General features: G+C 39.6%; 13 protein-coding genes. 8 read left to right on the forward strand and 5 right to left on the reverse strand.

Going from position 1 to position 12,583, the window contains the following annotated elements; all coding sequences use genetic code 11:
* Nucleotides 1–99 precede the first annotated feature (99 nt).
* A complete protein-coding gene (locus tag FL972_RS12005; RefSeq protein ID WP_091655618.1) occupies nucleotides 100–318 on the forward strand; it encodes a PspC domain-containing protein in 219 nt (72 codons plus the stop codon).
* Here FL972_RS12005 and FL972_RS12010 read toward each other — a convergent pair.
* Together FL972_RS12010 and FL972_RS12015 are read right to left on the reverse strand one after the other, a co-directional pair.
* Nucleotides 315–1,310: a glycosyltransferase family 2 protein gene (locus FL972_RS12010; protein ID WP_144605699.1), complete on the reverse strand. Its 996-nt coding sequence runs from the start codon at nucleotides 1,308–1,310 to the stop codon at nucleotides 315–317. The genes FL972_RS12005 and FL972_RS12010 overlap by 4 nt on opposite strands.
* A 94-nt stretch (nucleotides 1,311–1,404) precedes the next feature.
* Nucleotides 1,405–1,740: a YbaB/EbfC family nucleoid-associated protein gene (locus FL972_RS12015; RefSeq protein ID WP_144605700.1), complete on the reverse strand. Its 336-nt coding sequence runs from the start codon at nucleotides 1,738–1,740 to the stop codon at nucleotides 1,405–1,407.
* A gap of 137 nt (nucleotides 1,741–1,877) precedes the next feature.
* On the opposite strand from FL972_RS12015, the gene FL972_RS12020 reads away from it, so the two are divergent.
* Nucleotides 1,878–2,159, forward strand: coding sequence for a hypothetical protein (locus tag FL972_RS12020; protein WP_144605701.1), 282 nt, complete (start codon nucleotides 1,878–1,880; stop codon nucleotides 2,157–2,159).
* On the opposite strand, the gene hisS is transcribed toward FL972_RS12020, so the two are convergent.
* The gene (gene hisS, locus FL972_RS12025; RefSeq protein ID WP_144605702.1) at nucleotides 2,140–3,522 is read right to left on the reverse strand and encodes a histidine--tRNA ligase; all 1,383 of its coding nucleotides are present in this window, start codon (nucleotides 3,520–3,522) and stop codon (nucleotides 2,140–2,142) included. The genes FL972_RS12020 and hisS overlap by 20 nt on opposite strands.
* A 167-nt stretch (nucleotides 3,523–3,689) precedes the next feature.
* Between hisS and FL972_RS19440 the strand changes: the two genes are divergently transcribed.
* Entirely contained in the window at nucleotides 3,690–3,836 is a 147-nt protein-coding gene (locus FL972_RS19440; protein WP_175557949.1) for a hypothetical protein, read from the forward strand.
* Between the two features lie 45 nt (nucleotides 3,837–3,881).
* Here FL972_RS19440 and FL972_RS12030 read toward each other — a convergent pair whose 3' ends face one another.
* Nucleotides 3,882–4,394 (reverse strand): metallophosphoesterase family protein, encoded by a 513-nt coding sequence (locus tag FL972_RS12030; RefSeq protein WP_144605703.1) that lies wholly within the window; start codon nucleotides 4,392–4,394, stop codon nucleotides 3,882–3,884.
* 65 nt (nucleotides 4,395–4,459) lie between these two features.
* Here FL972_RS12030 and FL972_RS12035 point away from each other — a divergent pair, with 65 nt between their 5' ends.
* The 3 genes from FL972_RS12035 to FL972_RS12045 all read left to right on the forward strand — a co-directional run bounded on the left by FL972_RS12035 (nucleotide 4,460) and on the right by FL972_RS12045 (nucleotide 7,292).
* Nucleotides 4,460–4,861, forward strand: a complete 402-nt coding sequence (locus FL972_RS12035) for a rhodanese-like domain-containing protein (protein WP_144605704.1) — start codon at nucleotides 4,460–4,462, stop codon at nucleotides 4,859–4,861.
* Nucleotides 4,858–6,228, forward strand: a complete 1,371-nt coding sequence (locus FL972_RS12040) for an NAD-dependent succinate-semialdehyde dehydrogenase (RefSeq protein WP_144605705.1) — start codon at nucleotides 4,858–4,860, stop codon at nucleotides 6,226–6,228. Before FL972_RS12035 ends, FL972_RS12040 begins: the two co-directional genes overlap by 4 nt.
* Nucleotides 6,229–6,311: 83 nt before the next feature.
* Nucleotides 6,312–7,292: a pyruvate dehydrogenase complex E1 component subunit beta gene (locus tag FL972_RS12045; protein ID WP_144605706.1), complete on the forward strand. Its 981-nt coding sequence runs from the start codon at nucleotides 6,312–6,314 to the stop codon at nucleotides 7,290–7,292.
* 259 nt (nucleotides 7,293–7,551) lie between these two features.
* Here FL972_RS12045 and FL972_RS12050 read toward each other — a convergent pair whose 3' ends face one another.
* A complete protein-coding gene (locus FL972_RS12050; RefSeq protein ID WP_144605707.1) occupies nucleotides 7,552–10,053 on the reverse strand; it encodes a TonB-dependent receptor domain-containing protein in 2,502 nt (833 codons plus the stop codon).
* 338 nt (nucleotides 10,054–10,391) lie between these two features.
* Here FL972_RS12050 and FL972_RS12055 point away from each other — a divergent pair, with 338 nt between their 5' ends.
* Both FL972_RS12055 and FL972_RS12060 read left to right on the forward strand, forming a co-directional pair.
* Nucleotides 10,392–11,474, forward strand: coding sequence for a sensor histidine kinase (locus FL972_RS12055; protein WP_144605708.1), 1,083 nt, complete (start codon nucleotides 10,392–10,394; stop codon nucleotides 11,472–11,474).
* A complete protein-coding gene (locus tag FL972_RS12060) occupies nucleotides 11,471–12,217 on the forward strand; it encodes a LytR/AlgR family response regulator transcription factor (protein ID WP_144605709.1) in 747 nt (248 codons plus the stop codon). The genes FL972_RS12055 and FL972_RS12060 overlap by 4 nt, the downstream gene beginning before the upstream one ends.
* Nucleotides 12,218–12,583 lie beyond the last annotated feature (366 nt).

Below are 12,583 nucleotides of genomic sequence, written 5' to 3' on the forward strand. Positions count from 1 at the left end.
ATATTTTTATTTTCTTTGAAAACATTCGGGCAGACATTTTGCTTTTGTTATCCTAACTTGAATTTTTGTAACTTACAACCAAACTAAACCATCAACGTCATGCAAAAACTGAAACTGTTTTTCGAAGAAAGCGCCTTCGGTGTTTGTTCCAGACTAGGAGAGAAACTTAATTTCCCCATCGATAGTATTCGTTTATTTTTCATCTATTCATCCTTCATTACACTAGGTTCGCCGGTAATCATCTACGTATCCATGGCAATGATGATGAAAATTCGAAAGTACTTTAGAAAAATGAACAACCCAGTTCTTTTTGATTAAAGTCTATCAAAAGTTTTCTTCCGGGTCACCCAAAAGTCCCAATAAATCCAGAATGAGGGTCCTTTTTTCCTAAACTTTTTATATCCTTCAGTTTTCAAAAACTGTTCCTTACTCTGAAAAAAATCTTTATAACCCTGGAGGATAGCTTTTCCATACTCCTTTTTTCCAATTAGGGTATAAGCTAGGGCAGCTAACATTTCTACTACAAACTTTAGAATAAAAATTACAGCAAAATTGAAGGTCGATTCTGCCTTATAAATCAAACTAATGCTATTCTTGATGTTTAGGTAGAGTTTTTTGGGGCTGCTTCTGTCAAGAGTTGCACCGCCCAAATGGTAAACAACAGAGTCGCCTGTATATGCAATTTTCCAACCTGCTTGCTGCATCCTCACACAGAGATCAATTTCTTCCATATGCGCAAAAAAATGAGCATCAAAGCCTTCATGTTCAAAAAAACAAGCTGATCTAATCGCCAAACAAGCTCCGGAAGCCCAATCTACCAGACAAAAATCATCATATTGCCCTTTGTCCTCCTCAATTACATTCCAAATTCTCCCCCGGCAATAAGGATAGTATAAGGTGTCTAAAAAACCACCTCCTGCACCTGCATAATCAAAAACTTTGGGATTTTGGGCAGATAAGATCTTGGGCTGAAGAGCTGCTATTTTTTCATCTCTTTGAAAAGCTTCCAGCAGTTTGCTATCCCAACCCTCGGAAACCTCCACATCTGAATTGAGCAAAATGAAAAATTCGTACTTCCCTCTTAGCTGTTCCAAACCCCAATTGTACCCACCTGCGTAACCGAAATTTTCAGCAAGAGAGATCAGTTGAACTTGGGGAAAATTCTTCTCGAGGATGGCTCTGGATTGATCCTGGCTAGCATTGTCAATTACCCAAACATCAGATTGGGAAAACTTTATAACAGAAGGGAGGAAACGTTTGAGCATTTCCTCCCCGTTGTAATTTAAGATGACAATTGCGCAGTTTTGCATCCTCCTGATGATAGGTTATTGAAAAAAAATCTATAAATGGTCACTGAATAAACCTTGTCCTTTAAGGCTTTTAATCTTCTGACCTAATCTCATTTTATCCAAACATGCTGCCCAAGTCCATTCCGGGAATATTAGGAATCATCCCTTCAGTCGCTGACTTCATTTCAGCTTTGATTTTGACCTCAATTGCTTCCAAAGCAATATTGGTGGCTGCAACAACCAGGTCACTGAGCATTTCCTTATCATTAGGGGTTAACAGTGATTCATCCATTTCAATTTTCAACACTTTACGCTCCCCGTTGACTGTTACTTTCACTAATCCACCACCGGATTCTCCTTCAGCAGTCAGATGAACTAGCTTGGCTTGGGCTTCTTTGATTTTAGCCTGAGCCTCTTTTACCTTATTCATCATGTTCATCAAATCAAACATAGCTCTATAATTTTATTTTATAATTTCTTGAATTTCAAACTTTTATTTCGAATTAAACTCTTTAGGAAATTTTCACTGTTTAAAACGCAACATTAACCAAGCATTCTCTGTCTGTAGGAATATCAAGCCAATTAGTTATGAAGTCGATAGTCCAAATTGATAAAGAGCAGGTTAAGAATCTGAGCTTTTCCAAAAAAGAGGTGATCTCTACCCCTGAAGAAAGGAAAATTCGATCTCAAAAACTGGAGAGATCGCAGACCCTTGGTAATTTACTGCATTCGAAAGTACGTATCACTTTCTGTACAGCAGAAGATCAAGTTTATGAAGTCAACACCACTGTTTGGGCTGTTGGGCCGGAATATATAGTACTAAAAGGAGGGGTAACTATTCCCACCAATTCTATCCTTTCTGTGGAATAAACTCCAAAACTGTCTTTATGGCATCCTCAACTCCCAAGTTTTCCTGAACTCCTGTTTCAAGATTCTTTAGCGCAATAGTTTGGGATTCAATTTCTTGATCTCCACAAATTGCTGCAAACTGAATCTGATTTTTACTCGCATAGTCGAGTTGCTTTTTCATTTTAGCCTGGTCTGGATAGATTTCAGAAACAATCCCTGCTGAGCGTAAACGGGTCAGAATACTCAAAGCATATTGATACCCTTTCTGATCAAAATGGGTCAATAATACCTGTGTGCCCTGTGCAGTTGACTGAGGAAATAAATTCAGCTCCTCCATCACATCATAGATTCTATCTACTCCAAAGGAAAATCCTACACCGGAGACCCCGTCCATACCGAAAACTCCGGTCAAGTTATCATATCGTCCACCACCACTAACGGATCCTATGGAAACATGATTGACTTTTACTTCGAAAATTGCTCCAGTATAATACGACAAACCCCGAGCTAAAACCATATCCAACTCCACATGACTCAGGTCTTCACCCATGTCCTGTAGAATTCCGAAAGTATCTTTCAACTCCTCCACTCCCTGCAAGCCTACTTCACTGCCGGCTAGGAAATTTTTGAGAAAGTCTAATTTTTCCTGCACTCCCCCAGTGAAATTAATCAAAGGACTAAGCTTTTGAATAGATTCATTTTGAAAGCCTCTTTGTGCTAATTCTTCCTGAACTTTATCCCATCCGATTTTATCCAACTTATCAATTGCGACGCACAAAGGCCCTTCTTTTCCAGCTTCACCAATGACCTCTGAAATCCCGGTTAAAATCTTCCGGTTGTTTATTTTAATATCATAGTCAGCAATATTCAGCTTGGAAAAAACCCTACGAATCATCAAAACAATTTCTGCTTCACAAACCAAGCTATCCGTGCCCACCACATCGGCATCACATTGATAAAATTCTCTATACCTGCCCTTTTGAGGTCTGTCCGCCCGCCAAACGGGCTGGATCTGAAATCTCTTGAAAGGGAATGTCAATTCATTACGGTTCATCACCACAAACCTGGCAAATGGCACAGTCAAGTCATATCTAAGTCCTTTTTCAGAAACTTTTGACAAGGTGGCATTAGGTCCGTTTTGTAAATCTTCAGGACCTACATTTTTTAAAAAATCTCCACTATTGAGAATTTTAAAAAGTAATTGATCCCCCTCGTCTCCATATTTTCCTGTCAGAGTGCTCAAATTCTCCATGGCAGGAGTCTCTATCTGATTGTAGCCAAACAACTGAAATGTATCCTTGATTGTATCTAGGATGAAATTTCTTCTGGCCATTTGAAGAGGTCCAAAATCTCGGGTTCCTTTCGGTAAACTCGGCTTTTGCATGCAATTAATTTTGGTGATTAAAGCCCAAATTTACCGAAAAAAAGCAGAAAAATCCCTGATCTCAGAGATAATCCACAATTTATTCGCGCAGATTAATAGGCAATCAAAAAATGTTTCTTTACCTTTGCGTTCCGTTTCGAAACAAAAATCTTTAAACACATATAGTCATGGCAGTTACTACTCTGAAAAGAAAGCTAAGAAGAAAAAGACAAAGCCAGAATACACGTATCATCAAAATTAAGCAATTGACTGCTCAGCCGGTGATTAAGAACGTGGATGTAGAGGAATTGAAAAAGTCTTTCGAGAAGAAATAATTTCCCTTCTAGATATTAAGCGGCCTTGAGCCGCTTTTTTTTTGCCTATTCAGTAAGTTTTCCTCTTCTCCCAAGCTCTATGACCCGTAGATTGGCTATTTTTCCAGAATTGATTTCAAAAAGAAGCATAGTTCTCATCAGGTGAAAACCTTGCTGCCCTATGGCCCCGGGATTCATATATAGACAGTTCAACTCTTTATCCATCTCCACTTTGCAAATATGTGAATGGCCACAAATAAAAACTTGAGGTCTTGATTCCTTGATTTTACTTTTCACCCCCTTTGCATAGCGGGGAGGTTTCCCTCCGATGTGAGTCATTAAAAACCGAACACCTTCAATTTCCCATTCCAACCATTCAGGATATAAATTCTGAGTATTGGTATCATCTATATTGCCATAAACAGCCCTGATGGTTTTCCCATCAGGTAATGCATTCATGACAGTCAACTCACCAATGTCACCTGCATGCCAGATTTCATCTACTTCTTCAATATATTGGAGAGTTTTGTGATCAATGTAACTGTGAGAATCAGAAATCAATGCGATTTTAGTGGACATTTGAAACGAAAGGCTTTAATTTTTCCTTGATAATGTAAGTCTTACCCCAAAACAATACGATCACTATGAAAAACCTAGCATTTCTTGGCCTCTTTTTTCTGGCCATACTTGGAATCTCCACACTTTCTTATGCTCAGTCTCCAGCAGATTCAGCCAAAGTGGTCTCAGTTGAAAAATTTCAAAAGCTAAGCAGCAAGAAGAAAAATATCCTTATCGATGTTAGAACACCTGAAGAAATGCAGGAGGGTCACTTGGAAGGCGCATTAAACATCAATTTTCTTTCAGATGGCTTTGAAAATGAAATAAAACAATTGGACAAGGCTAAAACTTATTTATTGTATTGCCGAACTGGGAAAAGAACAGCCAAGGCAGGAGCTGCTATGAAAGAAGCCGGATTTAAAAAAGTAATCATGTTGGACGGCGGAATTACTGCCTGGAAAGAACAAGGAAAACCCATAGAAGAATGAGTCAAATAAAATCTATTAATCCCTATTCCGGTGAAATCCTGAAAGAATTTCAACTTTTGACGGAAAATCAAGTTCAGGAAAAACTTCAAAAAGGCGAGAAAGCCTATCAGCAATGGAAAACTTCTCCCTTTTCTGATAAATCAAAATTGATGCGTAAAGCAGCAGAGGAATTACGGGAAAATAAGGAACATTATGCGAAAATTATTTCCCTGGAAATGGGAAAAATCATCAAGGAATCAGTTTCAGAAGTTGAAAAATGCGCCTGGGTCTGTGAATATTATGCTGACAATGCCGAGGAATTTTTGAAGCCTGAACCCATCTCTCTTCCTGATGGAAAAAAGGCCAAATTACTTCACCAACCAATAGGAACTGTTTTGGCAGTAATGCCCTGGAACTTCCCATTCTGGCAGGTATTTCGATTTGCTGCTCCAACCTTGATGGCAGGGAATACGGGTTTATTGAAGCATGCATCCAATGTACCTCAGTGTGCTTTAGCGATAGAGGAGGTATTTACCAAGGCTGGTTTTCCAGAGGGAGTTTTTCAATCACTTTTAATCGATTCGAAAACAACCACGGCAATTATAGAAAACCCAATCGTGAAAGCCGTTACCCTGACAGGAAGCGAAAAAGCCGGAGCAGCAGTTGCCTCAGCTGCGGGCAAACATATCAAAAAATCCCTACTAGAACTGGGAGGCAGTGATCCATTTATCATATTGGAAGATGCTGACATAGAAGAAGCGTCCAAAACTGCAGCTAAAGCTAGAATGATCAATTTTGGCCAAAGTTGTATCGCCGCTAAGCGGTTTATTGTTCAGGATACAGTCTATGATCAATTTTTAGAAATATTTTCCAATGAAATAAAAAACCTTAAGGCCGGGGAGCCTCTGGATGAAAATGCTGACTATGCCTGCATGGCAAGACCCGATTTAGCTCAGGAACTCTATGAACAAATTCAAAAATCTGTAGAAAAAGGCGCCAAGGTATTGTTGGGAGGAAAAGCCCCAGAAAAAGGAAGCACCAAATTTTCCCCAACTATTTTAACAGATATTCCAAAAGATTCTCCGGCATATTCAGAAGAATTATTTGGACCGGTTGCTCTCGTTTTTCGAGTAAAATCAGCTGATGAAGCAATTCAAATAGCCAATGATTCTGAGTTTGGTTTAGGCTCATCACTTTGGACAAAAAATCAAGAAAAAGCTGAAGCATTGGCCTCAAGGATAGAAAGCGGTGCAGTCTTTATCAATTCATTGGTGGCATCCAATCCACATCTTCCCTTTGGAGGAATCAAAAAGTCCGGTTATGGAAGAGAACTGAGTCGCCATGGAATATTGGAATTTGTAAACACCAAAACAGTATACCTTGGCTGATAGAAAGGGATAATCGATCGGTCTATTTTTGCAATTGCCCGATTCCTTCCTATTTTTACGAGCCAAAATTTTGTCTTTAACTAATGAGAGAAATACAATTTCGCGAAGCCCTCAGAGAGGCCATGTCCGAAGAGATGAGACGTGATAAGAACGTCTTCCTGATGGGTGAAGAAGTAGCTGAATATAACGGAGCTTACAAAGTTTCACAGGGAATGCTGGACGAATTTGGTCCAGAGAGAGTATATGACACTCCAATCTCTGAATTGGGCTTTGCCGGTTTGGGAGTAGGTGCTGCAATGAATGGATTGATTCCAATCATTGAATTCATGACTTTCAACTTCTCCCTAGTTGCGATCGATCAGATCATCAACTCTGCTGCTAAGATGTTAGCCATGTCAGGCGGAGCTTATTCAGTTCCTATTGTTTTTCGAGGACCTACAGGAAATGCAGGTCAGTTAGGAGCTACACACTCTTCCAACTTTGAAAACTGGTTCGCCAATACTCCAGGCTTGAAAGTCATAGTACCTTCTAATCCTTATGATGCTAAAGGCTTATTAAAAGCTGCAATCCGTGATCCAGATCCAGTAATTTTCATGGAATCCGAATTGATGTATTCAGATAAAGGAGAAGTTCCTGAATCAGAATACCTTTTACCAATCGGAGTTGCTGACATCAAAAGAAAAGGGAAAGATGTTACGCTGATTTCCTTCGGTAAAATGATGAAAGTGGCTTTAGAAGCTGCCGAAGAAATGGCGAAAGAAGGAGTGGATTGTGAAGTAATTGACTTGAGAACTGTCAGACCTATCGATTATGCTACCTGCGTAGAGTCTTTGAAGAAGACCAATCGTGCAGTAATTGTAGAAGAGGCTAATCCATTGGCCGCTATCTCATCTGAGTTGACTTACCATTTCCAGAGATATGCATTTGATTATTTGGATGCCCCTGTGATTAGAGTTAACTCCATGGATATTCCATTGAGTTATGCTCCTACTTACATTGAGGCAACAATTCCTAATGTAGCCAGAACTGTAGCTGCTATCAAAAAAGTAACTTACCAAGAGTAGTTATATCTACTAACAAAAAAAGCCCTGACTTACCAAAGTCAGGGTTTTTTGTTACCCAATCTATCTATCTGTTTATTAATTACTAAATCGATAATTCAGAAGAAATGTTTCACAATATTCAAAAAAAGAGGCTGTCTCATAAATCGTTCTAATGTCAGCCTGAGTGTAGTCGAAGGCCAATTATATCATCCTGGCCTACATTTCGACTCCGCTCAATGTGACAAAATCACTTTTGAGACAGCCCTTATTTTAAGTTCTTTTAGCGGTTGTTTTGAATCATCTCTCCTCCACCTTCTTCACCGCCTTTCAAATCATCATTAGATACTGACCTTCTTCTTCTAGGTCTATCGTTCATACTTAGCTTACCAATTCTGTAGCTGAAGTTGATCTTGAAATTCATATTTCTCAAAGCACTTGTACTGTTCTGTACAATGGTAGGCGTAATGGTCTCATTTCTGATGATAAATTCCTTCGCTAAGAAGTTTTCAGCTCCAAATCCAATACTTCCTCTTTTCTCTTTGAATTGCTTATTGAAGTTTAAACCATAAGCTGCGAATCCTCCGCTTGAGCCTTGAAGTTGTACTCTTCTACCTCTTGCAAAGGTGAAAAGCTGAATCTGCCAGTCTTTTGGTAAGGAGTAGTTTCCGAACATTCTACCACTTACAACCCACCCCTGATTAGATGCCGCAAAAAGCGGATCTGTCAATCCATTGTCCAACATGGCATAGTAAAGATCAAAACCACCATTTAAAGAGAACTTGTTGCTGATGCTAACATTGGCAAAGATGTTAGTACCCAAAGCCTGCTCCTGACCGATATTCTCGTAGGTCGTATAGATGATATCATCATCCTGAACAGTTCTTACTGCCTGAATCGATCCCGTAGTATTTCTGTAGAATCCGGTGAAGTTTAGCATAGTACCTTTGATGAAGGTGCTATATCCCAATTCATAATTATCCGTCAATTCAGGATCCAAAATAGGATTACCCTGGGAAATTTGAAGCGGGTTGGAAGCTTCGATGTTCGGGTTCAAAAACCTCAAGGATGGTCTCTGAATTCTTCTATTGTATGCTGCCTTGATCATGTTTCCATTTTTCAATTTGCGGCTAGCGTTCACACTTGGCACCAAAGTTCCGTAAGAAGGAATATCAACTTCCAATTCATTGGCAAAATCAGCGGAAATGGTTGTATACTCATATCTCAATCCCGGCTTCAAGGTGTAATTCTTCAAGAAGCTAAAAGTATATGAAAGGTACCCTGCAGTTACATTTTGATCATAACTGAATTCATTACTTAAGGATGGATCCTGCAGTTCTACATAAGCTCCATCAGCTCCTTCTGCTTGGAAATAAGCGAAGTCTGAATAGGCTTTTCTTAAAATGTTTTTAGCACCATACTCCAAAATCTGATTTCCCTTATCTCCTAGTGGATTTACGAAATCCAACTGAACTGTAAATTCTTCATTTCGGCTTGGGTTATCATTTCTCAGCCTTGAGTCAATAGTTTGAAAATCTTCATTGAAAAGGGTATTGACGAAGTTATTTTCTCTGTTATTTCTGCTGTAAAGAGTCAATAAACTTACCTCCTTACCTTTCTTCTCGTAGGTTTTGGTGTAGTTCAAACTCACATCAATGGAATTGGACTGATCTTTGGAATTAGTCTCTCTCAAAGCCTCTCTTGTCAGGTTACCTCCCACAAAATTCTGCGTCAGGAAATCATTTTGCCAGTTGTTGGAGTTTCTGATTCCGAAGTTTACCGCACCGGTAATAAAATTATACTTATCGATTTCATAATCCATTCCAAAATTATATCTACCAAAAAGGTCTCTTCTTTCTGTGTCTGCTGACTGCAAAATTGTAGTCGTGTTTCCGGATGGATCAATCAATTGCTGTTCGTTGTCAAATCTTCCTAAAATATTATAGCCAGATCGGCCAAAACCTCCCAGAGAAAAACCGAACTTTCCGATTCTTGCACTTCCATTCAATCCCAAGTTAGAACCTCTCAAGCCAGCGCCACTGTTGATACTCATAGTTACTCCCTGAAGGTTATTTTTCTTGGTTACGATGTTGATTACTCCCGAGGTACCTTCGGCATCAAATCGTGCGGAAGGTGAAGTAATAACTTCTACCTCTTTAATTTGGTCTGCCGGGATTTGCTTCAATGCGTCCGTAATACTGCTGGCGGCAATTGCAGATGGTCTGTTGTCAATCAAAACAGTAATATTGCTACTTCCTCTCATGGATACATTTCCATCCAAGTCTACGGAAAGCATAGGCACTCTTCTCAACACATCTGTCGCATCTCCACCTGCGGTTGTTCTGTCATTCTCTGCTTTGTAGATTGTTCTGTCCACACGCTCCTCAATCAATTGTCTTTGACCTTGTACGGTCACTTCTTCCAATGCCAAGCCCTCATCGCTCATGGATAGGTCTCCCAGGATGATGTCACCTGTTTTAGACTTGACGGAAATATTGTCTACTACTAGCGTTTCGAATCCGATAAAAGTCAGTTGAAGGGAGTACTCTCCCGGGTCGAAACCTGTAATAAAGAATTTACCTTCTCCGTCAGCGACGGCGCCTGCTAAACTCACATCTGACCCTTTTCTGTATAAGGCCGCGGTAGCATAGCCAACAGGTTCGCCAGATTTAGCATCTTTGGCCACACCGATAATTCTGGCTGGCTGTTCTTGGTTTTGCTGGGCGAAGGTTTGATTTAAACCGATGGCTGCAAAAAGAATGAATAGACTGAATAGATTTTTCATCTGTTTTAGATAAATGATTTCAAAATTTTAATGGCACTCGCATAATTCATTTTGCGAGCTTCACCTCAAATTTGATTTCGTGGTTTATTTTCAAATATTGGGCTGTCACCTCATTGATACCCCAAAATTGAAGGCTTTGTTCAGCATTATTTTAGGTAATAGACCATTCATTGGTATTTGTCGACAAATAGGTCGATTCACCTGATAAGGCAGAAGAAATCATCGATTAAGCGATTCATCCGCTTATCAGGGAGTTTCGCCGTGAAAAACAGCAGATTGGTAGATTTTCTAACTGAAATTCTATTCTTTATATTAGTTTGGACCTGAAAATCAGACGTATGCCATCAATCACCTCCAAAAAAAACCTTTCTTTCCTAGTTCACATACTGGGATGGCTGATGCTATGTATAGTCCTTATCCTACTATCTCCTCTATCCTGGAGAATGGGAGAAAATGAATTGCCCATAGCTTTCTGGTACAAACAGGTATTCTTGGTCGCAATTTTGGTATCCATCTTTTACACCAATGCCTCGATTGGGGTCCCAAAAATATTACTCAAAGGAAAAAATTACATATACCTCCTATTGGTCATAGCGGGAGCTGTAGTCTTTTACTTTACGATTATTTATTTCGAGCAGCTCATCAAGTATCCAATGAAAATGCATGAGTTTTTCAATCCTGACAAACCATTCGTACCCGGAAGACGCTGGCTGCCCGGAGATGTTTTTCAACTTTTACTTTACACCGTATCTATTGGCTTGAGTACTTCTTTGGCATTGGTTCAAAAATGGCAAAAAGACGAAACTGTAAGACAGGAACTGGAAAAACAACGAATCAACACCGAGCTTTCTTACCTCAAGGCTCAAATTAACCCCCACTTTTTCTTCAATACCCTAAACAATATCTACTCCTTAACCAATCTGGACATTAAAAAAGCACAGGAAGCCTTATTAAAGCTCTCCCGAATGATGCGCTATGTCCTTTATGAAAATCAAAAGGAGTCGACTCTGCTTAGCAAGGAGGTAGATTTCATCAGAGATTATATTGAATTGATGAAAATGAGATTGACTGATAAAGTCCAATTAAATATTAGTATGGACGAACCCAAAAACAACCATACTATTGCTCCGATGATGATTTTGCCATTTCTGGAAAACTGCTTCAAACATGGAATCAGTTCTCAGCATCCCAGCAAAATTGACATTAAAATGGAAATCATGGGGGACACCTTATTCTTTGAAACCAGAAATCAGATTTTCCCTATCAATCAGGATAGCCCAGAGGCAAAAGAAAGTGGAATCGGACTGGTCAATACCCAGAGAAGACTAAGTCTGTTATATCCCAACAAACACCGCTTGAAATTTGGCAAAGTTGAAGACAAGGACGAATATTATGTCAATCTGACAATCAACTTGGAATGAAACTCAAATGTATAGCCGTAGATGATGAGCCACTTGCTCTCGAACTAGTATGCAAATACATACAGCAGACGGCTTTTCTTGACTTGGTTGGCAAGTTTTCCAGTGCCATAGATGCCCTAGCATTTCTAAATAAGGAGGAGGTTCAATTGATTTTTATGGACATCCAAATGCCCGATCTTTCCGGGATGGAGCTCGCAAGGGTGCTGGATGGAAAAAAAGCTTCTGACAAAACCAGAATTATTTTCGCAACGGCTTACCATCAATTTGCCATAGAAGGATATAAGGTAGACGCCTTGGATTATTTGCTTAAACCTTACAGCTATGAGGATTTCCTAAATGCTGCTACCAAGGCTTATAATTACTTTGAAAAGCTGGAAAACAAGATTCCAAATCCTGCTGCAATCCCGACGGAAAGTAGTCCCGAGTATATATTTTTGAAAGTAGAATATCAATTGGTCAAAGTAATGCTTTCAGATATCACGCATGTGGAGGCTTACAAAGACTATGTGAAAGTTCACTTAAAATCCAAGCCTAACCCACTGCTTTCATTGACCAGTTTAAAAAGTATGGAGGAGCTTTTGCCCACTTCCAAATTTATGCGTGTGCATCGCTCCTTTATCATTGGATTGGATCATATAGAGTCCGTTTCAAAAAATGTGATTACCATCGGCACTCACCACATCTCCGTAAGTGATAATTACAAGGAACCCTTCTTGGAATTTATGGGGAAATGGATGAATTGATTGGGGAAATCTGAAAGCTAAAATCTGAAGTCTGAAAAAACGGTAGCGTTATTGCGAAGAGGAACGACGAAGGAGTCTCATAAATCTCAACGCAACGCAGAGTTTTTAACCTCCCGCAAAGGATGGAAGAAGCAAAGTAAAGTAGGCAGTAGGAAACTTGCTTGTTACAAATCTAAAGTCGTCACCGCGAGGAACGAAGCGGTCTCAAGGAGAATAACTTCTAAAGTCAGAAAATTGGAAATCGTCCGAAAAGAATAAAGATTTTTTTAATCCTCTGTGGTCTATAAAAGCTCGCAGCGGCGCAGCGGCGCAGCGGCGCAAAGTCCTAAGTCTCCCGCAAAGAAGAGAAGAGGCAAAGATTCCTTT

This window comes from Algoriphagus algorifonticola, from assembly GCF_007655305.1.
GTDB classification, from domain to species: domain Bacteria; phylum Bacteroidota; class Bacteroidia; order Cytophagales; family Cyclobacteriaceae; genus Algoriphagus; species Algoriphagus algorifonticola.

What these genes read in the sequence shown, in the direction of transcription:
- FL972_RS12015 (WP_144605700.1), bottom strand. Translation starts at nt 1,740, where the DNA reads ATGTTTGATTTGATGAACATGATGAATAAGGTAAAAGAGGCTCAGGCT.
- FL972_RS12035 (WP_144605704.1), top strand. Translation starts at nt 4,460, where the DNA reads ATGAAAAACCTAGCATTTCTTGGCCTCTTTTTTCTGGCCATACTTGGA.
- FL972_RS12060 (WP_144605709.1), top strand. Translation starts at nt 11,471, where the DNA reads ATGAAACTCAAATGTATAGCCGTAGATGATGAGCCACTTGCTCTCGAA.
- FL972_RS12005 (WP_091655618.1), top strand. Translation starts at nt 100, where the DNA reads ATGCAAAAACTGAAACTGTTTTTCGAAGAAAGCGCCTTCGGTGTTTGT.
- FL972_RS12050 (WP_144605707.1), bottom strand. Translation starts at nt 10,053, where the DNA reads ATGAAAAATCTATTCAGTCTATTCATTCTTTTTGCAGCCATCGGTTTA.
- FL972_RS19440 (WP_175557949.1), top strand. Translation starts at nt 3,690, where the DNA reads ATGGCAGTTACTACTCTGAAAAGAAAGCTAAGAAGAAAAAGACAAAGC.
- FL972_RS12010 (WP_144605699.1), bottom strand. Translation starts at nt 1,310, where the DNA reads ATGCAAAACTGCGCAATTGTCATCTTAAATTACAACGGGGAGGAAATG.
- hisS (WP_144605702.1), bottom strand. Translation starts at nt 3,522, where the DNA reads ATGCAAAAGCCGAGTTTACCGAAAGGAACCCGAGATTTTGGACCTCTT.
- FL972_RS12045 (WP_144605706.1), top strand. Translation starts at nt 6,312, where the DNA reads ATGAGAGAAATACAATTTCGCGAAGCCCTCAGAGAGGCCATGTCCGAA.
- FL972_RS12020 (WP_144605701.1), top strand. Translation starts at nt 1,878, where the DNA reads ATGAAGTCGATAGTCCAAATTGATAAAGAGCAGGTTAAGAATCTGAGC.
- FL972_RS12055 (WP_144605708.1), top strand. Translation starts at nt 10,392, where the DNA reads ATGCCATCAATCACCTCCAAAAAAAACCTTTCTTTCCTAGTTCACATA.
- FL972_RS12030 (WP_144605703.1), bottom strand. Translation starts at nt 4,394, where the DNA reads ATGTCCACTAAAATCGCATTGATTTCTGATTCTCACAGTTACATTGAT.
- FL972_RS12040 (WP_144605705.1), top strand. Translation starts at nt 4,858, where the DNA reads ATGAGTCAAATAAAATCTATTAATCCCTATTCCGGTGAAATCCTGAAA.